Source organism: Allobranchiibius sp. GilTou38 (assembly GCF_017565325.1).
Taxonomy (GTDB): Bacteria; Actinomycetota; Actinomycetes; order Actinomycetales; family Dermatophilaceae; genus Allobranchiibius; species Allobranchiibius huperziae.
In genome coordinates this window covers 735,123-757,108 of the sequence record NZ_JAGEKN010000006.1, presented here as the reverse complement: position 1 = coordinate 757,108, position 21,986 = coordinate 735,123, and the positions used below count along the sequence as shown (strand labels likewise).

The window sequence follows — 21,986 nt, the reverse complement described above, 5'->3', positions numbered from 1 at the left end:
CACCCACCCCTCCGCCACGCCGTCGGAAGGGGTTGTCGGACCCGGCACCTAGCGTCTGCGCAAAGGACGACAGGAAGGAGTCCCGAGATGCACATCGAATGTCGAAGCTGCCCGGCCCGTGACCGGCACTGCGCGGACTGCATGGTGACCGTGCTGCTGCAGATGCCGGTCCCGCGGACGGACGCCCACGATGCCGACGCCGATCTCGCGCCCGATGAGCAGGAGCGCCGTGGGCTGGAGGTACTGGTGGCGGCCGGTCTGGTCAGCCCGGCCGACGCGTACGCGGCCAGGGCGGTGCGCGAGCCGGGTCGCGCCCTGCGGGTGACGGGCTGAGGCGCACCTAGGCTCTCAGGGTGCGGACGATCGGGCGAGGACAGCGCACCCGAGCCACTGAAGGGGGCGCCCGACGGGCCGGGGCGGCGGCGGGAGTGGTGCTGGCCGCGATGCTCCTCGGTGGATGCGACGGTTCGGGGCCGGGCGGTGGGGTGCATACGTCGACCGGGTCCGTTTCCTCTCGGTCCGCTACGTCTTCTACGTCCTCTACGTCTTCCCCCGCGACCGGCACCGTCGTCCTGAGCACCACCGGCCTGCAGGTCACCGGGTCGGTCGGGACGACGCAGCTCGCGCAGGTGCTGGCCGATGCGCGGGTCGCCCGCACGTGGGTCGCCCGCACCTGGCCGACGCAGGTCGCGGCCGCCGGCACCGTCCGGGTGCAGGTCGCCGCGAACGCCGCGCAGTTCGCCCGGCTCCGCGGCGGGGTGCCCGAGAGCGACGACCTGGCCGCGAGCACGACCGCCTCCGGTGAGGTCGTCATCGGCCCGGCGGTCATGCAGGGGTTGACCGCGCAGGGTCAGCGGGTCGTCCTCGCTCACGAGCTCACCCACGTCGTGCTGCGGCAGACGATGCGCACCGGACTTGCGCGATGGGTGGTCGAGGGGTCCGCGGAGTACACGGCGTATCGCTGGACCGGGCTGTCGCTCGGGGCGGCGTGCCCCACCCTCGCGGCCGACGTGCGCGCGGACCGACTGCCCGCGGGGCCGCCGCCGGACGCGGCGTTCTCCGGTGGCCAGCAGCAACGGGCCTACCAGGACGCGCACGCCTACATGAGCTTCCTTGTCGACCGGTTCGGCGAGAACGCCTGGAAGCAGTTCGTGCTCGCGACTTCGGCCGGGTCGACGGATGCGTTCGGCGCCGACTTCGACGGAGCCACGACGACGGGTCTACGCGCGGCCTACGCCGCGTTCCTGCGTCACACGGTCGGATGACCGGCGCGCCGACCGGGCAGCCGTCGAGACGCGGGGGAGAGCACTCATCACCGGCCGTTACTGTCTGCGCTATGTCGCAGAGCACCTCGTCGTCCATGACCATCACCGCGGACCCCGCGGTGGTCCTCGACGTGATCGCCGACTTCGACGACTACCACCAGTGGGCCGAGAACGTCACCCGGGCACAGGTGCTGACGCAGGACTCCGACGGGTGGGCACGCACCGTGCGGTTCGAGCTGGACGCCGGGGTGCTGCGCGACACCTACGTGCTGGCCTACGACTGGAACATCCTCGAGGACGGCACCGGCACGGTCAGCTGGGAGCTGGTCGAGTCCACGGTGATCCGCGCGTTGGACGGCAGCTACCAGCTGAAGCCCGCGGGCGACCGCACCCAGGTGACCTACCAACTGTGCGTCGACGTCAACATCCCGGTGGTCGCCGTGCTGCGCCGCAAGGCGGAGAAGAGCATCATCGATCAGGCACTGCGCGGGCTGAAGCAGCGCTGCGAGAGCTGATGGGTGCGCAGTGCGTGCTCGTCGCCGGTCCCGGCGGCACGGGGTGCTCGACCTACGCCGCAACGCTCGCCCGCGCGTACGCCGACCGCGGCCGATCCGTGCTGCTGCTCGGCACCGACCCGTACGACGACGCGACGAGCCTGGTCGACGCCCCGGCGGACGGCCCGCTGCGGACCGCAGACCCGCGGGACGCCGATGACGCGGACGGCACGATGGCGCCATTGCTCGACATGGTCGGCCTGGACCCCAGGCTCGGGGCGGAGGTCGCCCGCCTGACCGAGGCCGCGACCGTGCGCCTGCTCTGGGCGATCGGTGCCGAGCGGCCACCCGGCGAGGTCGTCGTGGTCGATGCCGGCCCTCGTGCCGTGGACCTGGTGCGCCTGGCCGGGGCGGTGCCGTGGATCCTGCAACGATTGGCACCGGCGCAGCGGGGGTGGCTCACGACATCCCGACCGCTCCTCGCGGCGGCGCTGGGATCGCGATGGCCGGGCGAGCAGGTCACCGATCAGGTCCGGGCCGCCCTCGTGCACGCGTCCGCGGCGCGCGAGGTGCTCATCGGCGAGGGCAGCACGGCCATCGTGATCGCCGGATCGGCGCCGTCGGCGAAGGTGCGCCGCGTCGTGGCCGGCATGGCGCTCGGCGGGGCCCCGGTGAACGCGGTCGTCGGCGGACCACGCAGCGGCCCGCACGATCCGCCACGGTGGCGTACGGGACGTGGAGTTCCCGATCAGCTCGGCGCGCTGGACGACCAGGCACGCACGGGCCGGCTCGCCGGGATCTCCTGGGAGCACGACGGTGCGGACTACGTCTGGCGAATGCCCCTCCCCGGTGTCCGCTTCCGCGAGCTGCGCCTGTCGATGATGCAGGACGACCTCGTGCTGCAGACCCATGGCCACCGCAGCGTCCTCACCATGCCCACGGCCCTGCGCCGATGCCGACCGGTGGACGCTCGGCTGCACGACGGCATCCTGACGGTGCGCTTCTCACCCGTGCGGCAGGATGAGGCCCGTGACCAGGGATGACGACACGCCCGCCGGGCAGCGGGAGCCTGCCGACCATGACCATCGGGCCGACGACGGCGGGGAGGCGGCCGACGCCCTGGTGGCCGAGGCGACACGCCTCGCCGACGCCTTCACCTCGTGGGTGGGCGGGGTAGGCGGGACCGGCGAGGCAGGCGATCGGGACGGATCCGAGCCTGTTGCAGAGGAGTCGGGGGAAGACTCCCCACCGCAGCCGGTCGGCGACGAACCGGCGGCCGATGGCACTGCCGCACCCGCCTCGATGGCCTGCGACTGTGGACGGACCGCCGGTCTGGACGCGATCTGCCGGGTGTGTCCGGTGTGCCGGATCGCGTCGTACATGCAGACCGTGCGGCCCGAGGTCCTGGTGCGCGTCGCCGATGTGCTCGCGATGGTGGCGGGAAGTCTGCAGATGATCGCCGCGGACCGCAGCTCCGATCCGCAGGCCGCGCCCTCGGAGGCATCCACGAACGACCCCGAGGACGGGGCCGGTCGACCGGCCCCGCGCCCGGCCGACACCGGGATCCCGATCCCGGTGCGTGGCGACGACGACCCCACCGCACCCGAGAGGCACTGACATGGTCACCAGCATCGGCATCGACGTCGGCGGGACGAAGATCGCCGCCGGGCGCGTGGACGAGAAGGGCAGCATCGTCGCGCGTGCCCGCCGCTCCACGCCTGCGCAGTCGCCGGATGCGATCGCGACGGCGATCGCGGAACTCATCGCCGAGCTGCACACCGACGACGTCGCGGCAGTGGGCGTCGCGTGCGCCGGTTACATCGACCGCGCCGGCACCACCGTGCTGTTCTCCCCGAACCTCGCCTGGCGCGACGAACCGCTCAAGGAACGGGTCGCGACCAACACCGACCTGCCGGTCATCATCGAGAACGACGCCAACGCGGCGGCGTACGGCGAGTTCGTGCACGGCGCCGGTCGCGACCTCGGCCACATGGTGATGGTGACCGTGGGCACTGGCGTCGGCGGCGGAATCGTGAGCAACGGCAAACTGTTCCGAGGCGCGTACGGCATCGGTGGCGAGCTCGGACACATGCTGCTGGTGCCCGGCGGCCGGTTGTGCGGGTGCGGCAACCGGGGCTGCGTCGAGGCATACGGCAGCGGCACCGCACTCACCCGGGACGCGCGCGAGCTGGTGCGCAGCGGTGCCCAGTTCGGCCGTCGACTGACCGACCTGTGCGACGGCGACGCCGACAAGCTGACCGGCGCGATGGTGACCACCGCGGCCCTCGAGGGGGACGTCGCCTCGATCGACCTGCTCGCGCAGGTCGGCAACTGGCTGGGTGAGGCCACCTCCTCGATGGCCTCGCTGCTGGACCCGGAGGGTTTCGTGATCGGCGGTGGCGTCGCCGACGCCGGTGAGCTGCTGATCGACCCGATGCGCAGCGCGTACGGACGCTCACTCACCGGGCGCGGCTACCGGCCCGTGGCGTCGTTCGTGCGGGCGGAGCTGGGCAACGACGCAGGGGTGATCGGCGTCGCGGCGCTGGCCGTGAACCCGGGCGACCGGTGAGCGCCGGACCCGTGGGCCCGCGCCCCGGGCACGGCGAGGACCCCCACGATCCAGGGATCTCCGACGAGTTCGCCCAGGACGAGTTCGCCGTCGGGATCGACATCGGCGGCACCAAGGTCTCCGGCGGCCTGGTGTCGGCAGACGGCACGGTGCAGCAACGCGCCCGACGTGACACCCCGCACCGCTCGACGTCCCCTCGCGTCGTCGAGAACGTCATCGTGGAGGTCGTCGAGGAGTTGCTGGACGCCCACCACGGGTCGGCGCCGGTCGCGGTCGGGGTGGGCGCTGCCGGGTTCGTGACGGCCGACCGGGCGACGGTGGTCTTCGCGCCGCACCTGTCCTGGCGGCACGAGCCGTTGCGCGACGCCCTGAGCAGTCGACTCAGCGTGCCGGTCTTCATCGACAACGACGCGAACGCCGCGTGCTGGGCCGAGTGGCGCTTCGGTGCGGCCCGCGACCGGTCGCACGTCGTGATGGTCAACCTCGGCACCGGCATCGGCGGCGCGGTGATCGCCCAGGGGGCGGTCCAGCGCGGGGAGTTCGGGATCGCCGGCGAGTTCGGTCACATGCAGATGGTGCCGGGAGGGCACCGCTGCGAGTGCGGCAACCGGGGGTGCTGGGAGCAGTACGCCAGTGGCAACGCGCTGGTCCGTGAGGCGCGTTCGCTGATCGCCGCGGGCTCGCCGCTCGCGGCCGATCTGGCCGAGCGCGTGGGGGAGGACCCTCGCGCGCTCACCGGGCCGATGATCACGCAGGCCGCACAGGGCGGGGACGCGACAGCAGCCGAGCTGCTCGCCGAGGTAGGCACCTGGCTCGGGGTGGGCCTGGCCAACCTCGCGAACGCGTTCGACCCCGGGCTCTTCGTGATCGGCGGCGGCGTCAGCGCGGCGGGGGACCTGCTCCTGGATCCCGCGCGTGCGGCGTTCGCGCGGTCGCTGACCGGCCGGGGGTACCGCCCGCGGGCGGACATCGTGCAGGCCGAACTGGGCAACGAGGCGGGTCTGATCGGCGCCGCCGACCTCGCCCGCCTGGGCGACGAGGATGACTGAGCGCCCGGGACCCCGCGACGCCCACACGGTGCGCGTCGCGTCGTACAACGTGCGCGCGTTCAAGGACGACCGTGAGGCGTTGGTGGAGGTGGTGCGTCGGATCGATCCCGACGTCCTGCTGCTGCAGGAGGCGCCGAGGCATCCCGGGTCGGGCCATCGGGTGGCGGCGTTCGCCGAACAGGTGGGACTGGCCTGGGCCGACGGGCGGCGCGGTCGGATGAGCACCACCTTGCTGAGCTCGCTGCGGCTCGACCTGCTCTCCTGCGAGCACCGCAACCTGCCGGTCGGGCGGCGTGAGGAGCCGCGGGGGTACGCCGTGGCGCGCCTGCGCCTGCCCGGTCATCTCCCGTTCACGGCGGTGAGCGTGCACCTCAGCCTCCGGCCGGCACAGCGTGGGCCGCACGTGCAGCAGATCCTGCGCGACATCGACGCGATCGGAGCTGCGGCCGCGGTGCTCGGCGGTGACCTCAACGAGACGTACGGCGAGGGCGCCTGGCGCGACCTGGCAGTGCGGATGCGTGAGGTGACCGGCGACGTCCTCACCAGCCCGTCGGGGACCCCCGGCAAGACGATCGACGGACTGCTTGTCTCCGGTCCCGTGGGCGCGACGGTGACCCGGCTGGATCTGGACCCGCTGCGGCTGCGGATGGCCACCGATCACCGGCCGGTCTACGTGGACATGGACCTCACCGCTCTGGCAGACCCCGCGACGCCCTGAACGCAGCTTCGGGCCCCGCCGAAGTATTCGGGGGAGCGCAGCGGAGAACTTCGTGGGGTGACTTATAGACGGGCGCCGTCGTCGAACGGGTCCTGGTCGTCGCGGCTGTTGGGTTGCCTCAGCACCAGCAACACGACCCCGAGGATGCAGACGAGGCACGCCAGCACCCACCAGATGGGCTGGCAGTCGCGCTCGAAGGCGAAGAGGTAGATCAGCCAGAGCGGCCCGCCGACGAGCGAGGCCCAGATGGCCCAGAACTGCACGTCGTCGCGGGGCAGCGGCGCGGGGGGTGGAGGCTCGTAGGTGCCGTCGTCCTCCAGGATGTCGTTGGCCGCACCGGAGTCCGGCACCCGCCACTGCACGGGCAGAGCGGGGGGTGCGGGCGGCTGCGGTTCAGGCTCCTCGACCTCGGGTTCGGCCAGGGCGTCCGGATCGACGGTCCCGGACAACTGCGCAACGATCTCAGCGAACCGCGCGTCGTAATCGGTCTGCTCGTCGTGGCTCTCGCTGCCGGGTGCGCTCATAGGTCCGCAACTCTCGTGATGAAGTCGACGCATGAATCCTCGATGAGGCCGGCGTCGTTGTCCAGGGTCGCGACGTGATAGCTGTCGTGCAGCACCACGTCGGTGACGTCCTCGCTGGAGATGCGGGACAGGAACAGTTCCGAACACGCCGGGGGCACGACGTGATCCTGCGGTGAGTGGAAGAGGATCACCGGCTGCGTGATCTGCGGCAGGTCGCGGGTCACCTGCTCCCACATCCGCATCTGCGAGCGCAACGCCCTGAGCGGCGTACGCGCGTACCCCACCTCGGCGACGCCCGGTTTCTTGATGTCGCCGCTGATGGCCGCGACCGAGGGCACCAGGTGCTGCAGCGCGGGTACGGCGAGCAGTCGTCTGTCTTTCATGACGTACGCCGGGTTGATGAGCATCAGCCCGGCCACGTCGTTCTGGTGGGTCTCCGCGACCAGGGTCGCGAGGGTGCCGCCCATCGACAGACCCGCGACGAAGACCTGGTCGCAGGTGGCGGCCAGCTCGGCGTACGCCGCGTCGACCTCGGCGAACCAGTCGGTCCACCGCGTCCTGTTCAGCTCTTGCCACGTGGTGCCGTGCCCGGGGAGGCGCGGCAGGCGCACCGAGAAGCCTTCGGCGGCGAAGCGTTTGGCGAGGGACCGCATGCTCTGCGGCGTCCCGGTGAAGCCATGGCACACCAGCACGCCCACCGCCCCGGCGTCGTGGGTGAACGGCTCCGCGCCGGGGACGATCTGCATCGCATCATCCTTCCACTTCGCCCGTCGGGGTGTGGTGGGTGCCGTATTGTGCGAGGCGCCGATCTTGCGATGAAGGAGCCCAGCGAAGGTGTTCTACTGGTTGCTGAAGTGGGTCCTTGTCGGACCGCTTCTGAAGAGTGTCTTCCGACCCTCCGTGGAAGGCGTTCACCACGTCCCCGACGAGGGGGCCGCGATCCTGGCGAGCAACCACCTGTCGTACGCCGACTGGCTGTTCATGCCGCTCTCGCTTCCCCGGCGGGTGACCTTCGTGGCGAAGGCCGAGTACTTCACCGGCACCGGCGTGAAGGGCACCCTGCAGCGCTGGTTCTTCACCGGAGCGGGTCAGGTGCCCATCGACCGCAGCAGCGGCAGCGCCGCGGCCGGAGCGATCTCCACCGGCCTGAAGATCCTGGCGAACGGCGACCTCTTCGGCATCTACCCCGAGGGCACCCGCTCACCCGACGGGCGTCTCTACAAGGGCAAGACCGGCGTCGCACGGATGGTGCTGGAGGCCAAGGTCCCGCTGATCCCGGTGGCCGTGATCGGCACCGACGAGGTCGCGCCTCCCGGCAAGATCTTCGGGCGGATGGCCCACCCTCACGTGCGGTTCGGCCAGCCGATGGACTTCTCCCGCTACGAGGGCATGGAGGACGACCGCTTCATCCTGCGCTCGATCACCGACGAGATCATGTACGAGTTGATGCTGCTGTCGGGCCAGGAGTACGTCGACGTCTACGCCTCGTCGTTGAAGGACCGGGTCACCCAGCGGGCCAAGGGCATCGGCGAGGGTGCCGCCGCCCTGGCGAGCACGGCGGCCCACAAGCTCGTGCCGGGCTCCGAGGGCCGGGCCGCAGGGGAGCACGCCGAGATGAGCACCGTGCCGAGCGAGGACGTCGAGACGGCGACCAGCTGAAACGCCCCTGACCCTCAGCTTCCGGGGGTACGGTCCGGGCGGGGCGATCAGACCCCTGCGATGCGAGGAGCGTGCAATGGCTTTCGGTCGACGTGATGGTGCACCACTGCCCGGTGCCACTCAGGCGGGTGGACCCCCGGCAGCCGGGCCCCAGATCCCCGCTGCTGCCAGCAATCGGGTCCAACGTCTCGCGGCCCGGGAGCAGAGCGACAAGTCCGCGTTCACCTCGGACTTGTCGGTCAACGAGTTCGTCCTCGTGCACAAGCTCGGCTTCGAGCCGCTCGGCTACGTCATGGGCACCTCGATCTACCACATCGGCTACCAGTTCCAGAACTGGGGACAGTCGATGGAGCTGGAGGTGCTGTCGGCGGCGATGTACCACGCGCGGTCCCTCGCGCTCGATCGGATGCGCAGCGAGGCGCACGCGTTGGGCGCCGACGGGATCGTCGGCGTCGATCTGCAGATCCAGCGGTACGCGTGGGCGACCGACGAGCTGGAGTTTATCGCCCAGGGCACGGCCATCCGGGCGCGCGAGCCCAACCCGGCGTACAAGCTGCGCGACGGGGGTCCGTTCACCTCGGACCTGTCGGGTCAGGACTTCTACACGCTGGTGCGAGCAGGACATTTCCCCAGGGCCTTCGTCTTCGGCGCCTGCGTCTATCACGTGGCGCACCAGAGCATCCGCCAGTCGATGCGGATGGCCGGACGCAACATGGAGATGCCGCAGTTCACCGAGGCCGCCTACACCGCGCGCGAGCTGGCCATGACGCGGATGGAGGACGAGGCCAACCGCTTCGGGGCCGACGGGATCGTGGGCGTCAACACCCAGGTCAGCGGACACGTGTGGGGTGCGCACGCCTCGGAGTTCCTGGCCGTCGGCACCGGGGTCACCAGTTCCCCGGAGAGCGGCATCCCCGACCCCACGATGACCCTGTCGCTGGAGTGACATGGGTTTCCTGAGCCGTCGGGGTCGAGATCTGACCCCGCCTCCACCGGCGTACGGCCCTACGGTCCCGCGGCCGTTCTCGGAGTTGCTGGGGAACGCGCCCAGCAGCGCGTTGGAGACGCTGGCGCGGCACGCGCGCGTGCCGGATGCCGCACGCGAACGGATCCTGCGTCTCGACACGCAGACGCTCCAGGCGCAGCAATACCTGGCCGCTCGCGGGATCACCGGGCGGGACGCGTTCGAGGTGGTCCAGATCCGCGACGACTTCGGGCCCTCGGCCGTGCACGCCTACCTCGGGCTTCCTCCGACGACGGCGGATACCGCGGTGCTGCAGGACGGCCGGACCGGGGCGGACCTCCTGATCGAGGAGTTGGACCTGCTGTTGGAGGCGGTCCGCGGCCTGCTGGACAGGGCCGGCGAGGTCGGCCAGACCCAGCTGCGCGCCAATCACCGTTTCCTCGAGGAGAAGTACGGCGAGCGCGACCCGGGACTGGAGCTGTAAATCCGCCGGTCGGGGCGCCGTTAGTCTTGATCGGTGAGCATCATCAGTCCCACCCTGTCCGCCGCGGCGTCCCACGAGCCCTCGTCCCTGCCGCAGTGGGCCGACCTTCCCGCCGCGCAGCAGCCGCACTGGCCCGACCAGGCCGCCCTGACGGCCGCTCGGGCCGAGCTGGCTGCCGCGCCCCCGCTGGTGTTCGCGGGTGAGTGCGACGTCCTGCGGCAGCGACTCGCTGCGGCCTCCCGCGGCGAGGCGTTCCTCCTGCAGGGCGGCGACTGTGCCGAGATGTTCTCCGCCGCGACGGCCGACGGCATCCGCGACCGGATCAAGACGATCCTGCAGATGGCCGCGGTCCTCACCTACGGCGCCAGCACCCCTGTCATCAAGGTGGGTCGGATCGCCGGTCAGTACGCCAAACCGCGCAGCAGCGGCAGCGAGACCCGCGGCGACGTGACGCTGCCGGCGTACCGGGGCGACATGGTCAACGACTTCGCGTTCACGCCGGAGTCCCGCACGCCGGACCCGCGGCGCCTGGTGCAGGCGTACCACACGAGCGCGTCCACGCTGAACCTCGTGCGGGCGTTCACCCAGGGCGGCTTCGCCGACCTGCGGCACGTGCACGAGTGGAACCGCGGCTTCATCGCCAACAGCGCCTACGCGCGCTACGAGAGCATCGCCTCCGACATCGACCGCGCGATGAAGTTCATGGCCGCGTGCGGCGCCGACTTCGACGCGCTGCGCGCCGTGGAGTTCTTCGCCAGCCACGAAGCGCTGCTGCTGGACTACGAGAAGCCGCTCACCCGTATCGACAGCCGCACCGGCAACCCGTACGCCGTGTCCGGGCATTTTCTGTGGGTCGGCGAACGCACCCGCCAGCTGGACGGTGCGCACCTGGACTTCGTCTCCCGCATCCACAATCCGATCGGCATGAAGGTCGGACCGACCGCCGACCCCGACGAGCTGATGCGGGTCATCGACAAGCTCGACCCCGAGCGCGAGCCGGGCCGGCTCACCTTCATCACCCGGATGGGCGCGGGCAAGATCCACGACGCGCTGCCGCGGATCGTGGAGCGCGTGACCTCCGAGGGCGCCAAGGTCGTCTGGGTCTGCGACCCGATGCACGGCAACACCTTCGAGTCCTCGACCGGCTACAAGACCCGAGAGTTCGACGACATCATCGCGGAGGTGCAGGGCTTCTTCGAGGTGCACCAGGGCCTTGGCACCATTCCCGGCGGCATCCACGTCGAACTCACCGGCACCGACGTCACCGAATGCCTCGGCGGGTCCGAGAAGATCCTGGCCGGTGACCTGGAGAAGCGCTACGAGACGGCGTGCGACCCGCGGCTGAACCACCAGCAGAGCCTGGAGCTGGCGTTCCTCGTGGCGCAGATGCTGAGCGCCCGCGCCGAAGGGCTCACACGACCGACAGTGTGACGGTGCTGCCCTTGCGCACTCTGGTGCCCGGCGAGGGGTCGCTCGCACGGACGTCGTTGAACAGCCCGCCGAAGAAGCGGTTGATCGTGACCTTGAGCCCGAGCGCCTCCAGTGCGGCCTTCGCCTTCTGACTGGTCTGGCCGGTCACGTCGGGGACGGTGATCAGTTCCGGGCCCTTGGAGATGACGAGGGAGACGCTGTCACCGCGGTAGCCGGTGCCGGTCGAGGGAGTCTGGCTGATGACGTCTCCCTGGGCGACGGTGTCGCTGAACTGCTGGGTGCCCTGCTGCACGGTGAAGCCGAGCCCGTTCAGCGTGCTCGTGGCGTCGCTGCCGGAGACGCCGACGACGTTCGGGATCGCGATGGGCTCCCGGCCCTTGCTGACCACCAGGGCGACCTGGGTGCCTCGCTTGAGGGAGGCACCCGCCGCTGGATTCGAGCTGATCACCCGGCCGGCCGGCACCGTCTCGCTGTAGCCGTCGCCCACCGTGCCGAGTGCAAGGTGGGCCGCGGTGAGCGCAGCCTGGGCCTGCGCCTGGGTGTTGCCGACGAGCGTGGGCACCTCGTGCCGTTCGGGCCCGCGGGACACCTGAAGCGTGACCGAGCCGATCCGGCGTACCTGCGCTCCCGCGCCCGGCTCGCTCGCGACCACCGCGCCCTTGGGGACTGATTCGCTGTAGACCTCGCGCACCGCGCTGCCCAGGTGGTGGGCGTGCAACGCGGCGAGCGCTGCGCCCTGCTGACGACCGACGACGTCGGGCACCTTCTCCTCGCCGAGCGGGCCGGCGGTGAAGAGCCAGCCGCCCGCCACGATGAGCGCGAGCACCAGGGCGCCGACCACGGCGAGGACGAATGGTCGGGCACTCCGTCGGCGCGACGTGCCCGAGAGCGTCGCCGGCGACCCGTCGTACCGGCCGAGCGCGTGGGTGCTGTCGGTGCCGAGCCGTGAGGTGTGGGCGACCTGGGGGTCCGACCCGTCGCTGCTCGCGGCCGGCAACGCATCGAGCTGGTCGGGGCTCAGACTGCGCTGGGCGGCCTGCAGGTGCTCCAGCATCTCCGCCGCGTCCGCCGGGCGCTCGTCGGGGTCGGTCGCCGTCGCGTGGGCGATGAACTCGTCCAGCACCGGCGGCACGGTGGGCACGACCGCCCCGGCGCGGGGGACCGTGCCGTGCACGTGCTGGTAGGCGACGTGGATGGGGGAGTCGCCCGGGAACGCCTTCGCGCCGGTCAGCATCTCGTAGACCAGCAGGCCGACCGTGTAGACGTCGGAGCGTTCGCTCGCCGTGCCGGTCTCGACCTGCTCGGGCGCGAGGTACGCCGCCGTACCGAACATCACGCTGGCGTCCGTGCTGAACGTGTGGGTCGTCACGGCTCGGGCGAGGCCGAAGTCGACCACCTTGACCGTGCCGTCGTCGCGCAGCAGGACGTTCTCGGGCTTGATGTCGCGGTGCACGATGCCGGCGCGGTGGGCGACGGCGATCGCCGCGAGGATGCCGCCTGCGATGTCGAGGGTGCGGCGGGCCGACAGGGGCGCAGAGGCGCGCAGCAGTTCGCGCAGCGTGGTGCCCTCCACCAGCTCCATCGCGATGAAGACGTACTGCTCGTCCTGGCCCTGGTCGGTGACGGCCACGATGTTGGGGTGCGACAGCCGGGCCGCGGACAGCGCCTCGCGACGGAACCGCTCGACGAACGCCTCGTCACGGGCCAGATCCGGGCGCATGATCTTCAGGGCGACGTGCCGGTCCAGTCGCTCGTCGAGGGCGACGTAGACGGACCCCATCCCCCCGTCGGCGAGGTGGTGCAGCACCTGGTACCGCCCGTCGACGCGGCGGCCGACGAGAGACGGCGATGCGGTGGGCGGCACCGTCGCAGTCTACGAAGCGACCATGTGGGTCATCGGGAGGCGCGGCGCATGGGAAACTGGCGCCATGGCTGATCTGGAGGACCTGGTGGGGGAGTGGCTCTCGGTGCCGGAGGTGGCCGAGGCGATCGGGCTGCGCCAGCGACAGGTGCGCAAGATGATCACCGACGGCGAGTTGCTCTCGCACCGCGTCGGCCCCAACGCCGCGATCGGCGTCCCTGCGGCGTTCGTCCGGGACGGGGAGATCCTGCCCTCGTTGCAGGGCACGGTCACGGTCCTGCGCGACGCGCGCCTGCCGGATGAGGAGGCGCTGGAGTGGCTGTTCACCCCGGACGAGACGCTTCCGCTGCCGGGGGCGCCCATCCACATGCTGCTGGCGGGTCGCAAGGCCGAGATCCGCAAGCGCGCGAGCGAACTGGCCTTCTGACCCGCCCGGTCAGGAGTCGCGCGCCGTCGCGACGTCGATCAGATCGTGCAGGATCACGGCGGACTCCTCGTCGAGCACGGCACCGCGCAACTGCTCCCGCGCGACGAGCACCCGCTCCTGGATCATCCCTTCGACCCGGTCGACCGCACCCGAGCGTTTGCACAGGTCGCGTAGCCACGCCACCTGCTCCTCGTCCAGGTCCGGCGACCCGAAGAGCGCCGTGAACCGGCTCAGATCCGCCGGGGCGACGTCATCGAGCGCGAACGCGACGAGCGCCGTGCGCTTGCCCTCGAGCAGGTCGTCCCCGGCCGGTTTGCCCGTCTGCTCGGGGTCGCCGAAGACCCCGAGCAGGTCGTCGCGCAGCTGGAAGGCGTCGCCGAGGGCCGTTCCGTACGCCGCGAGCGCCGAGCGCGTCGAGGCGTCGACCCCGGCGCAGTCGGCTCCGATCAGCAGCGGTTGGACCACGGTGTAGTTGGCGCTCTTGTAACGAACGACGCGAAGCGCTTCCTCGATCCGCTGATCGGTGGTCAGCGTCGCCCAGTCGCGCACCGAGTCCAGCACGTCGAGGAACTGGCCGCCCATCAGCTGCGTGCGCATCGCGTCGAACTGGTCCCGGCCGCGGGCGAGCTCGGCGTGCGGCAGACCGCTGCCCACGAACAGCTCATCGGTCCACACCAGGCACAGGTCCCCGGCGAGGATGGCCCCGGCGTTGCCGAAGTCTTCGCCGTCGCCCTCCCAGCCCTCGCGGGCGTGGCGCGCGGCGAGGCGGCGGTGCGCGGTCGGCATACCCCGTCGCGTGTCGGAATGGTCCATCACGTCGTCGTGGATGAGTGCCGCCGCCTGGAACATCTCCATCGACGTGGCGACCTGGACCAGGGCGGCGCTGTCTCGCCCGCCGGCCGCGCGGTAGCCCCAGTAGAGGAATGCCGCGCGCAGTCGCTTGCCTCCGCGCAGGAGCTGGAAGATCCCGTCGGACAACTCGGCGACGTCGGGTCCGAGCGGCGCGAGCACGTCGCGCTGGCGCGCCTGCGCGGTGTCGAGCACCGCCTGCACCCGGACGCGCAGATCCGCGACATCCAACGGGTCCGGCACGGGCTGTCCTTCCGATGGATCTCGCGGGCTGTTGTCCCGCAGCGTAGTTGGCGCACGCACCTCTATCATCGTCGCATGTCAGAGGCCGTTCCCGGACGCTTACCCCCACGGCCCGGCGAGCATGCGCGCCGGACCGTCGGCGCGCGCGTGAGCATCCCCGATCTGCTGTCCGCCGGGCCGCCCAGCTTCAGCTTCGAGTTCATGCCCCCCCGCGACGAGGCGGGCGAGGCCGTGCTGTGGGAGTCGATCCGCAGGCTGGAGCAGGTGCGCCCGTCGTTCGTGTCGGTCACCTACGGCGCGGGAGGTTCGACCCGCGACGGCACCGTGCGGGTGACCGGCCGCATCCAGCGGGAGACCACCCTCACGACGATGGCGCACCTGACCTGTGTCGGGTCCTCGCTGGCATCGCTGCGGCAGGTGGTCGGGGAGTACGCCGACGCCGGCATCCGCAACATCCTGGCGCTGCGCGGTGATCCTGCTGGCGGCCTCGGCACCCCGTGGACCGCGCACCCGGAGGGCCTGGACCATGCGGATCAGCTCGTCGGTCTCATCGGATCGCTCGGCTCGTTCACGGTGGGTGTCGCGGCCTTTCCTGACAAGCACCCGGAGTCGCGCAGCCTCGAGGACGACGCCGACGCGCTGGTGCGCAAGGCCGACGCCGGGGCGTCGTTCGCCATCACCCAGATGGTCACCGACGTGGATGCCTACCTGCGGCTGCGCGACCTGGTCGCCGCGCGCGGGCGGGATCTACCGATCGTGCCGGGCCTGATGCCCGTGACCTACGCGAGCCAGTTGGAGCGGATGACCAAGCTCAACGGTCAGCCGCTCGCGGTCGACGTCGTACGCCGGATCGAGCAGGTCGCGCACGACAAGGAGGCAGTGCGACGGGTCGGGGTGGCGATCTGCACCGAGCACGCCGACCGGTTGCTCGATGAGGGCGCGCCGGGCATCCACTTCATCACGATGAACCGGTCGACCGCGACGCTGGAGGTCTACCGCAACCTGGCGTCGGGCAGGAGCGCCGTGCCGGTCGGCGCCGTCTCGGGCTAGGGCCCCGCTCGGCACGTCGGCGGGCATTGCCGCTGTCGGTGACACGGCATAGAGTCGTCGAACAGACGTTCGATACGACGAAGCGAGGCCGTCATGCCCAGCACATCGACCATGCCCATCACCCCCGATGCCCCCACCCTCTCCCGCCCTGCGCGAAGTCCCGCGCCGCGCAGTGTCCCGCCTGCCGCCGAAAGCACCGGCGGAGCGTCTTCGGTGGCGGTGCTGGAGCTCGTCGACCGCGCCCGGGAGGCGCTCCTGGAGGCGTGCCACAGCAACGGCACCACCGAGCGCTACGCGCTGGCCCAGCTCGGCGCGCTGCGGGCGGCCACCGCCCTGGTGGCGAACCGGATCTCGACGCGACGGCGGTCGGCCCGCCGCGACGTGTGGACCACGCTCGTCGCCGGTGTCCCGGAGCTCACCGAATGGGCTGAGTTCTTCGCCCTCACCAGCGCCCGGGGAGCGAGCGCGGAGCGCGGGCGGGCGCATCTGACGGCCCGGGAGGCCGACGATCTGGTGCGTCAGGCGGAGATGTTCCTGGAACTGGTCCTGTCCCGGCTGGGGCTGCCGATGTATACACCCCTTCCGGGGTACGTCAGCCCGCTCCGACGGCCGTAGGATGAGGAGGAAAAGGTGTCCCGCCCCATTCGCAGACGCGTGTGGGATGCGACACTTATTCTTGGGTCCATGGTCCGCGATGGCCCTTCGCGAACTTCTTGCCCATGACGAATCGTCGGGAGGTCACCGTGCCGCTCTCCGAGCGCGAGCAGCGTCTGCTCGAACAGATGGAAGAGGCGTTGAGCGCCGATGATCCCAAGTTCGCGTCGCACATGGTGGCCGACCCTGCTCGGGCCCGCGCCCGACGGCGACTCGCCCTGGGCGCGGTCCTGTTGGTCGTCGGTGTCGCCACCCTCGTGGCCGGCATCCTCATCCGAGTGGTTCCGGTGGGTGCGCTCGGTTTCGCGGTGATGGTGGGTGCCGCCGCGTACGCAGTGAGCCCTACCGGCCCGGGTGGACCCTCGCTCGGATCGGTGCAGCCCGACGGCGGGGTGCAGCGGCTGAACCGGCGTCGTCGGCGCCGGTCCGCAGGGCGCGGCAACGGACCACAGGGCGGCTTCATGCAACGGGTCGAGCAGCGGTGGGAACGCCGTCGAGGCGGCTCCGGCTGGTAGGACGCCCTCACCGCATCACCGGGTGAGCAGCAGGCCGCACACCCACAGCACGGCGATCGCCGTAGCTGTCGACAGTTCGATCCCTACGCTCATCAGCACCGCCCGCACGGCGGCCGCCGTGGCTCGCCGCGCAGCGACGGCATCCCGTAGACGGGCGTGCTCGGCCACGTAGACCCCGATCACGAAGCCCAGTGCGAGTCCGACGTACGGGATCACGAAGAACCCCACGACGGCACACACGGTCCCCACCAGCATGGTGGCCCGGGGGACACCGGCGGAGCTGAGGCGCCGACCGGGCAGCAGGTACTTGCACGTCCAGCCGACCAGCGCGAGCACGACGCTCCCCGCGAAGATCGACCATGCCGTGGCTCCGCCGGTCGTCGCCGACCAGAGGAGCACGCCCGCCACGCACAGCAGCGTCCCCGGCAACACCGGGATCAGCACCCCGAGCGTCCCGACGACGATCAGCACCGCGGCGAGGACGGTGGCGGTCTGCATGGGCATGCCTCTCTCATCGGACATGACGACGCCCGCCCCGCGGATGCGGAGCGGGCGTGTCGGTGGCCGGGGACGGTGACCGTCCCGCGGCCGATCAGACCTGCGGTGTCGAGGGGGTCTCGTCGAGACGCTCGGTCTCGTCGACGACCTCGAGAGCGACGGCGCGCAACTTGTCGATGTGCTCACGACCGTGGTGCGCGCAGAAGAGCAACTCGTGGTCTTCGGCGAGGCGTGCACGGATGAAGGCCTGGGCGCCGCACCGGTCACACCGGTCGGCCGCTGTCAGAGTCGGGGCGAAGGCTGTTGCCATGGTCGTTCATCCTTTCGTCGGGACGCCTGTGGGCGCCTACGGCGGTTGGCCCACGTGGGCCGTGTACCTAGGACGTCATTCGAAGCCGAGATGTTCCCGGATCGGGTTTCGCCCTTCGACACGATCAACAGTCAAGCATGCAATGCCATTCCCCAGTGGTAGCTACCCCGCGTGTGGTGCGCATCACCTGTCACCGGGCCGGGATAGCCTGCCCGCCAGTGGCTCTCGACGAGCAGATTCCAAGGACACGAGACCGCGGCACGACCGCGGGCGGAGGAGTGGCGGGTGGCAGGCAGCAAGCAGGGCGTGGACCGGGCCGGTGACTATTCGGCGCGGCACCTGCAGGTCCTCGAGGGTCTGGAGGCGGTCCGCAAGCGGCCGGGCATGTACATCGGCTCCACCGATTCGCGCGGCCTCATGCACTGCCTGTGGGAGATCATCGACAACTCGGTCGACGAGGTGCTGAACGGGCACGGCGAACGCATCGACGTGGTGCTGCACCAGGACGGGTCCGTGCAGGTCGTCGACCGGGGCCGCGGTATCCCCGTCGACGCCGAGCCGCGCACCGGGTTGTCCGGCGTCGAGGTCGTGATGACCAAGCTGCACGCGGGCGGCAAGTTCGGCGGCAGCTCCTACACCGCCACCGGCGGACTGCACGGCGTCGGGGCGTCGGTCGTCAACGCGCTGTCCAGCAGGCTGGACATCGAGATCGACCGTGACGGCAAGACCCACGCGATGAGCTTCCGGCGCGGTGAGCCCGGTGTCTTCGACGACAAAGCGGGCACGGGTCCGGGCAGCCCGTTCACGCCGTTCGTCGACCGCAGCGAGCTGCGGGTGGTGGGCAAGGTCAAGCGGGGCGTGACCGGCACCCGGATCCGCTACTGGGCCGACCATCAGGTCTTTCCCAAGGACACCCACTTCGACGACACGGTGCTCGCGGCGCGCGCGCGGCAGACCTCGTTCCTCATCCCTGGTCTGCGGGTGGTCATCCGCGACGAACGACGCCTGACCGGCACCCCCGGCGCGGACGGGCCGCACGAGGAGATCTACCACCACGACGGCGGTATCTCGGAGTTCACCGACTTCCTGGCTCCGGACACTCCGCTGACCGGCACCTGGCGCCTGCAGGGATCGGGCACGTTCACCGAGACGGTGCCGGTGCTCGACGAGCTCGGCCACATGAGCTCCCAGGAGGTGGAGCGCGAGGCCGTCGTCGACGTGGCGCTGCGCTGGGGCAGCGGCTACGAGACCACCGTGTCCTCGTTCGTCAACATCGTGGCGACCCCCAAGGGCGGCACGCACATCGCCGGTTTCGAGCAGGGCCTGGTCAAGGCCTTCCGCAAACAGCTGGAGGCCAACGCACGCAGGCTGAAGATCGGCTCGGACAAGCCGGAGAAGGACGACATGATGGCGGGCCTCACCGCGGTCGTCACCGTGCGCCTGGCCGAGCCGCAGTTCGAGGGGCAGACCAAGGAGATCCTCGGCACCTCGGCCGTGCGCGCCATCGTCGCGAAGGTCGTGGAGACCCAACTGAGCGCCACTCTCAGCGCCACGACCCGCGACCTCAAGACGCAGTCCGCGCAGCTGCTGGAGAAGGTCGTCTCCGAGATGAAGGCGCGCATCAGCGCGCGCACCATGAAGGAGACCCAGCGCCGCAAGACCGCGCTGGAGAGCTCGTCGCTCCCGGGCAAGCTGAAAGACTGCCGTTCCACCGACGTGGAGCGCACCGAACTGTTCATCGTCGAGGGCGACAGCGCGCTCGGCACCGGGCTGGCCGCCCGCGACTCGGAGTACCAGGCGCTCCTGCCGATCCGCGGCAAGATCCTCAACGTGCAGAAGGCCTCGGTCGGCGACATGCTGAAGAACGCCGAGTGCGCGGCGATCATCCAGGTCATCGGTGCGGGCTCCGGGCGCAGCTTCGAGGTCGAGGCAGCCCGCTACGGCAAGGTCATCCTGATGACCGACGCCGACGTCGACGGCGCGCACATCCGTACCCTGCTGCTCACTCTGTTCTTCCGCTACATGCGCCCCCTGGTCGAGGCCGGCAAGGTGTACGCCGCCGTGCCTCCGCTGCACCGCATCGAGACCACCGCGCAGGGCCGCTCCAAGGGTGAGGTGCTCTACACCTACTCCGAGGCGCAGATGCGCCAGACCATCGGGCAGCTGCAGACGCGCGGGCGGACCATCAAGACGCCGCAGCGCTACAAGGGTCTCGGCGAGATGGACGCCGACCAGCTGGCCGAGACCACGATGGAGCCGCGGCACCGGATGCTGCGCCGCGTGACGATGGCGGACGCGGAGAAGGCCGAGTCGGTCTTCGACCTGCTGATGGGCAGCGATGTGGCGCCGCGCAAGGACTTCATCGTCGACTCGGCCGCCGCGCTGGACAAGGAACGCATCGACGTCTGAGCGCGGTTGTCAGCGTCTTCCTGGTGCCGACGCCAGGAATCTGCTGACGACCGCGGGGCTCAGCCGCCGGTGCACGGTCCGGTAGGGCAGCGAGGCCACCAGGACCGGTGGGGCCGCACCGTCCGTTCGGACGGCCCGACGGTCATCGGATCGGGTCGCGACATCGTCACGATCCGGCAGAGGATCGGCACCGGTCTGGCGCCTGGCCTGCGGGGGTGCGAACATGTGTTCGTGTCCATCCTGCACGCCGACCTGGACTCGTTCTACGCCTCGGTCGAGCAGCGCGACGACCCGTCGCTGCGCGACCGCCCGATGGCGGTGGGCGGGGGCATCCTGCTCGCGGCCAGCTACGAGGCCAAGGCCTGCGGTGTGCGGACGGCGATGAGCGAGCGGGTGGCGCGCAGTCTGTGCCCGGATCTGGTGGTGGTGCCACCGCGGATGAGCGCGTACACCCAGGCCAGTCGGGCTGTCTTCGAGGTGTTCCACGACATTACGCCGGTGGTCGAGGGGATCTCCATCGACGAGGCGTTCCTGGACGTCGGGGGACTGCGGCGCCTCGTGGGACCACCGGAGCTGATCGCGCGCACGGTGCGGTCGCGGGTGCGCTCCGAGGTCGGGCTGCCGATCTCGGTGGGGGTCGCGCAGACCAAGTTCGTCGCCAAGATCGCGAGCGCGGTGTCCAAACCCGACGGGCTGCTCGTCGTACCGGCAGGTGGTGAGACCGCGTTCCTGCATCCGCTACCGATCGAGCGGCTGTGGGGCGTGGGAAAGGTGACGTCCGCCAAGTTGCACGCGCGCGGGATCGCGACGATCGGCCAGCTCGCGGCCGCGCAGGAGGACGCCGTGGTGGGGGAGCTGGGCGCCGCAGCGGGTCACCACCTGTGGGCGCTGGCGAACGTCCGCGACCCGCGACCAGTGACGCCGGGGCGTCGGCGCCGGTCGATGGGTGCGCAACGGGCCATCGGCGGACGGCCGCGCACCGGTGACGAGCTGGACGAGATCCTGATGGGACTCGTCGAGAAGGTGTGCGGGCGGCTGCGCGACTCGGGGCGGTGGGGAGCGACGTTCACCCTGCGGCTGCGCCTCGCCGACTTCAACCGGATCACCCGGTCGCGCACCCTGCCGCTGCCGTCGGCGGCCACCCAGACGTTCCTGCGGGTCGGCAGGGAGCTGCTGGAGCAGGTGTCGCCACTCATTGCAGACCGGGGGATCACGCTGCTGGGCATCACGATCGCCGGTCTGACGACCCCTGATCGGTTGCAGCCCATGCTGCCGTTCGACGCGGTCGAATCCGGTCGGGTCGATCAGACGCTGGATGAGATCCGGGAGCGTTTCGGCAACACGGCGCTCACCCGCGGCGTGCACGTCGGGCGGTCGGGCGGTTGGGAGATGCCGAGACTGCCGGAGTGAGGGCCCCTATCCTCTGCGGATATGACGACGCTGCGGATTGCCCAGGACGAGCGCGCGGACGAGCTGCTGAGCACCGACCCGTTCGCGCTGCTTGTCGGGATGCTGCTGGACCAGCAGTACCCGATGGAGCATGCGTTCCGGGGCCCGGCCAATATCATGGATCGGTTCGGCTCGCTGGATCCGGCGCGGATCGCCGAACAGGACCCGGAGGCCTGGGCCGATCTGTGCTCCACCCCGCCGGCCATCCACCGCTACGGGCGCTCGATGGCGGGCCGGGTGCAGGAGCTCGCGGTCGTCGTGCGCGACCAGTACGAGGGTGACGCCTCCCGGCTCTGGACGACCGCGGGCGATGCAGGCGAACTGCTGCGCCGCCTGCAGGCACTGCCCGGCTTCGGCCAGCAGAAGGCGCGGATCTTCGCGGCCCTGCTCGGCAAGCAGCTCGACGTCCGGCCGGCGGGATGGCGTGAGGCGATCGGCCCGTACGCCGAGGACGGCAGCCGCCGCTCGGTCGCGGACGTCGTCGGGCCCGAATCGCTGCAGCAGGTGCGCGACTTCAAGAAGGCGGCGAAGAAGCAGGCGAAGACCGCGGCTGCCGGCGACTGA

The 21,986-nt window shown here is 70.9% G+C and carries 25 protein-coding genes; 19 read left to right on the top strand and 6 right to left on the bottom strand.

The features are described 5' to 3' along the window. Positions 1-87: 87 nt before the first annotated feature. The 8 genes from JOB34_RS08675 (at position 88) to JOB34_RS08640 (ending at position 6,095) form a co-directional block, all read left to right on the top strand. Positions 88-333: a hypothetical protein gene (locus tag JOB34_RS08675; protein WP_179481398.1), complete on the top strand. Its 246-nt coding sequence runs from the start codon at positions 88-90 to the stop codon at positions 331-333. 20 nt (positions 334-353) lie between these two features. Continuing rightward, entirely contained in the window at positions 354-1,265 is a 912-nt protein-coding gene (locus JOB34_RS08670; protein ID WP_208052284.1) for a hypothetical protein, read from the top strand. Between the two features lie 71 nt (positions 1,266-1,336). Then, positions 1,337-1,780: an SRPBCC family protein gene (locus tag JOB34_RS08665; protein WP_208052283.1), complete on the top strand. Its 444-nt coding sequence runs from the start codon at positions 1,337-1,339 to the stop codon at positions 1,778-1,780. Next, a complete protein-coding gene (locus JOB34_RS08660; protein WP_208052282.1) occupies positions 1,780-2,802 on the top strand; it encodes a hypothetical protein in 1,023 nt (340 codons plus the stop codon). The genes JOB34_RS08665 and JOB34_RS08660 overlap by 1 nt, the downstream gene beginning before the upstream one ends. After that, positions 2,789-3,376, top strand: a complete 588-nt coding sequence (locus JOB34_RS08655; RefSeq protein ID WP_208052281.1) for a hypothetical protein — start codon at positions 2,789-2,791, stop codon at positions 3,374-3,376. Before JOB34_RS08660 ends, JOB34_RS08655 begins: the two co-directional genes overlap by 14 nt. A 1-nt stretch (position 3,377) precedes the next feature. Continuing rightward, a complete protein-coding gene (locus tag JOB34_RS08650) occupies positions 3,378-4,328 on the top strand; it encodes an ROK family glucokinase (RefSeq protein WP_208052280.1) in 951 nt (316 codons plus the stop codon). A 56-nt stretch (positions 4,329-4,384) separates the two neighbouring features. Then, positions 4,385-5,377, top strand: coding sequence for an ROK family glucokinase (locus tag JOB34_RS08645; RefSeq protein WP_179483708.1), 993 nt, complete (start codon positions 4,385-4,387; stop codon positions 5,375-5,377). Continuing rightward, positions 5,370-6,095, top strand: coding sequence for an endonuclease/exonuclease/phosphatase family protein (locus JOB34_RS08640; protein ID WP_208052279.1), 726 nt, complete (start codon positions 5,370-5,372; stop codon positions 6,093-6,095). Before JOB34_RS08645 ends, JOB34_RS08640 begins: the two co-directional genes overlap by 8 nt. 62 nt (positions 6,096-6,157) lie before the next feature. Here JOB34_RS08640 and JOB34_RS08635 read toward each other — a convergent pair whose 3' ends face one another. Together JOB34_RS08635 and JOB34_RS08630 are read right to left on the bottom strand one after the other, a co-directional pair. Next, entirely contained in the window at positions 6,158-6,619 is a 462-nt protein-coding gene (locus JOB34_RS08635; protein WP_179481384.1) for a hypothetical protein, read from the bottom strand. Beyond that, positions 6,616-7,365, bottom strand: a complete 750-nt coding sequence (locus JOB34_RS08630; RefSeq protein ID WP_208052278.1) for an alpha/beta fold hydrolase — start codon at positions 7,363-7,365, stop codon at positions 6,616-6,618. Before JOB34_RS08630 ends, JOB34_RS08635 begins: the two co-directional genes overlap by 4 nt. A 154-nt stretch (positions 7,366-7,519) precedes the next feature. Here JOB34_RS08630 and JOB34_RS08625 point away from each other — a divergent pair, with 154 nt between their 5' ends. The 4 genes from JOB34_RS08625 to JOB34_RS08610 all read left to right on the top strand — a co-directional run bounded on the left by JOB34_RS08625 (position 7,520) and on the right by JOB34_RS08610 (position 11,157). Next, positions 7,520-8,278, top strand: a complete 759-nt coding sequence (locus JOB34_RS08625; protein ID WP_347813792.1) for a lysophospholipid acyltransferase family protein — start codon at positions 7,520-7,522, stop codon at positions 8,276-8,278. Between the two features lie 76 nt (positions 8,279-8,354). Beyond that, positions 8,355-9,224 (top strand): heavy metal-binding domain-containing protein, encoded by an 870-nt coding sequence (locus JOB34_RS08620; RefSeq protein WP_208052276.1) that lies wholly within the window; start codon positions 8,355-8,357, stop codon positions 9,222-9,224. A gap of 1 nt (position 9,225) precedes the next feature. Then, entirely contained in the window at positions 9,226-9,726 is a 501-nt protein-coding gene (locus JOB34_RS08615) for a hypothetical protein (RefSeq protein ID WP_208052275.1), read from the top strand. Between the two features lie 42 nt (positions 9,727-9,768). Then, positions 9,769-11,157: a 3-deoxy-7-phosphoheptulonate synthase class II gene (locus tag JOB34_RS08610; protein ID WP_347813806.1), complete on the top strand. Its 1,389-nt coding sequence runs from the start codon at positions 9,769-9,771 to the stop codon at positions 11,155-11,157. On the opposite strand, the gene pknB is transcribed toward JOB34_RS08610, so the two are convergent. Beyond that, entirely contained in the window at positions 11,138-13,021 is a 1,884-nt protein-coding gene (pknB, locus tag JOB34_RS08605) for a Stk1 family PASTA domain-containing Ser/Thr kinase (protein WP_347813791.1), read from the bottom strand. The genes JOB34_RS08610 and pknB overlap by 20 nt on opposite strands. Before the next feature lie 64 nt (positions 13,022-13,085). Here pknB and JOB34_RS08600 point away from each other — a divergent pair, with 64 nt between their 5' ends. Then, positions 13,086-13,445 (top strand): Rv2175c family DNA-binding protein, encoded by a 360-nt coding sequence (locus JOB34_RS08600; protein ID WP_233761473.1) that lies wholly within the window; start codon positions 13,086-13,088, stop codon positions 13,443-13,445. A gap of 9 nt (positions 13,446-13,454) precedes the next feature. Here the strand turns inward: JOB34_RS08600 and JOB34_RS08595 are convergent, their stop codons facing one another. Then, the gene (locus JOB34_RS08595) at positions 13,455-14,537 is read right to left on the bottom strand and encodes a polyprenyl synthetase family protein (protein ID WP_347813790.1); all 1,083 of its coding nucleotides are present in this window, start codon (positions 14,535-14,537) and stop codon (positions 13,455-13,457) included. Positions 14,538-14,684: 147 nt separating this feature from the next. Between JOB34_RS08595 and metF the strand changes: the two genes are divergently transcribed. The 3 genes from metF to JOB34_RS08580 all read left to right on the top strand — a co-directional run bounded on the left by metF (position 14,685) and on the right by JOB34_RS08580 (position 16,756). Then, on the top strand, positions 14,685-15,587 hold the full coding sequence (gene metF, locus JOB34_RS08590; protein WP_347813789.1) for a methylenetetrahydrofolate reductase [NAD(P)H]: 903 nt from the start codon (positions 14,685-14,687) through the stop codon (positions 15,585-15,587). Positions 15,588-15,680: 93 nt separating this feature from the next. After that, positions 15,681-16,202 carry an SAV_6107 family HEPN domain-containing protein gene (locus JOB34_RS08585; RefSeq protein WP_243757723.1) on the top strand — a complete coding sequence of 174 codons (522 nt, stop codon included), beginning with the start codon at positions 15,681-15,683 and terminating at the stop codon, positions 16,200-16,202. A 104-nt stretch (positions 16,203-16,306) separates the two neighbouring features. Next, the gene (locus JOB34_RS08580) at positions 16,307-16,756 is read left to right on the top strand and encodes a DUF3040 domain-containing protein (protein WP_208052270.1); all 450 of its coding nucleotides are present in this window, start codon (positions 16,307-16,309) and stop codon (positions 16,754-16,756) included. A gap of 15 nt (positions 16,757-16,771) precedes the next feature. Here the strand turns inward: JOB34_RS08580 and JOB34_RS08575 are convergent, their stop codons facing one another. Together JOB34_RS08575 and JOB34_RS08570 are read right to left on the bottom strand one after the other, a co-directional pair. After that, positions 16,772-17,260 carry a DUF456 domain-containing protein gene (locus JOB34_RS08575; protein WP_208052269.1) on the bottom strand — a complete coding sequence of 163 codons (489 nt, stop codon included), beginning with the start codon at positions 17,258-17,260 and terminating at the stop codon, positions 16,772-16,774. Positions 17,261-17,348: 88 nt separating this feature from the next. Beyond that, positions 17,349-17,564 (bottom strand): hypothetical protein, encoded by a 216-nt coding sequence (locus JOB34_RS08570; protein ID WP_179481364.1) that lies wholly within the window; start codon positions 17,562-17,564, stop codon positions 17,349-17,351. A 285-nt stretch (positions 17,565-17,849) separates the two neighbouring features. Between JOB34_RS08570 and JOB34_RS08565 the strand changes: the two genes are divergently transcribed. The 3 genes from JOB34_RS08565 to JOB34_RS08555 all read left to right on the top strand — a co-directional run bounded on the left by JOB34_RS08565 (position 17,850) and on the right by JOB34_RS08555 (position 21,986). After that, entirely contained in the window at positions 17,850-19,973 is a 2,124-nt protein-coding gene (locus JOB34_RS08565) for a DNA topoisomerase IV subunit B (RefSeq protein ID WP_347813788.1), read from the top strand. Between the two features lie 231 nt (positions 19,974-20,204). After that, positions 20,205-21,383 (top strand): DNA polymerase IV, encoded by a 1,179-nt coding sequence (gene dinB, locus JOB34_RS08560; RefSeq protein ID WP_347813787.1) that lies wholly within the window; start codon positions 20,205-20,207, stop codon positions 21,381-21,383. 21 nt (positions 21,384-21,404) lie between these two features. Then, a complete protein-coding gene (locus JOB34_RS08555; RefSeq protein WP_208052267.1) occupies positions 21,405-21,986 on the top strand; it encodes an HhH-GPD-type base excision DNA repair protein in 582 nt (193 codons plus the stop codon).

What these genes read in the sequence shown, in the direction of transcription:
- JOB34_RS08675 (WP_179481398.1), top strand. Translation starts at nt 88, where the DNA reads ATGCACATCGAATGTCGAAGCTGCCCGGCCCGTGACCGGCACTGCGCG.
- JOB34_RS08665 (WP_208052283.1), top strand. Translation starts at nt 1,337, where the DNA reads ATGTCGCAGAGCACCTCGTCGTCCATGACCATCACCGCGGACCCCGCG.
- JOB34_RS08660 (WP_208052282.1), top strand. Translation starts at nt 1,780, where the DNA reads ATGGGTGCGCAGTGCGTGCTCGTCGCCGGTCCCGGCGGCACGGGGTGC.
- JOB34_RS08650 (WP_208052280.1), top strand. Translation starts at nt 3,378, where the DNA reads ATGGTCACCAGCATCGGCATCGACGTCGGCGGGACGAAGATCGCCGCC.
- JOB34_RS08640 (WP_208052279.1), top strand. Translation starts at nt 5,370, where the DNA reads ATGACTGAGCGCCCGGGACCCCGCGACGCCCACACGGTGCGCGTCGCG.
- JOB34_RS08635 (WP_179481384.1), bottom strand. Translation starts at nt 6,619, where the DNA reads ATGAGCGCACCCGGCAGCGAGAGCCACGACGAGCAGACCGATTACGAC.
- JOB34_RS08630 (WP_208052278.1), bottom strand. Translation starts at nt 7,365, where the DNA reads ATGCAGATCGTCCCCGGCGCGGAGCCGTTCACCCACGACGCCGGGGCG.
- JOB34_RS08620 (WP_208052276.1), top strand. Translation starts at nt 8,355, where the DNA reads ATGGCTTTCGGTCGACGTGATGGTGCACCACTGCCCGGTGCCACTCAG.
- JOB34_RS08615 (WP_208052275.1), top strand. Translation starts at nt 9,226, where the DNA reads ATGGGTTTCCTGAGCCGTCGGGGTCGAGATCTGACCCCGCCTCCACCG.
- JOB34_RS08600 (WP_233761473.1), top strand. Translation starts at nt 13,086, where the DNA reads ATGGCTGATCTGGAGGACCTGGTGGGGGAGTGGCTCTCGGTGCCGGAG.
- JOB34_RS08585 (WP_243757723.1), top strand. Translation starts at nt 15,681, where the DNA reads ATGCCCAGCACATCGACCATGCCCATCACCCCCGATGCCCCCACCCTC.
- JOB34_RS08580 (WP_208052270.1), top strand. Translation starts at nt 16,307, where the DNA reads ATGACGAATCGTCGGGAGGTCACCGTGCCGCTCTCCGAGCGCGAGCAG.
- JOB34_RS08575 (WP_208052269.1), bottom strand. Translation starts at nt 17,260, where the DNA reads ATGCCCATGCAGACCGCCACCGTCCTCGCCGCGGTGCTGATCGTCGTC.
- JOB34_RS08570 (WP_179481364.1), bottom strand. Translation starts at nt 17,564, where the DNA reads ATGGCAACAGCCTTCGCCCCGACTCTGACAGCGGCCGACCGGTGTGAC.
- JOB34_RS08555 (WP_208052267.1), top strand. Translation starts at nt 21,405, where the DNA reads ATGACGACGCTGCGGATTGCCCAGGACGAGCGCGCGGACGAGCTGCTG.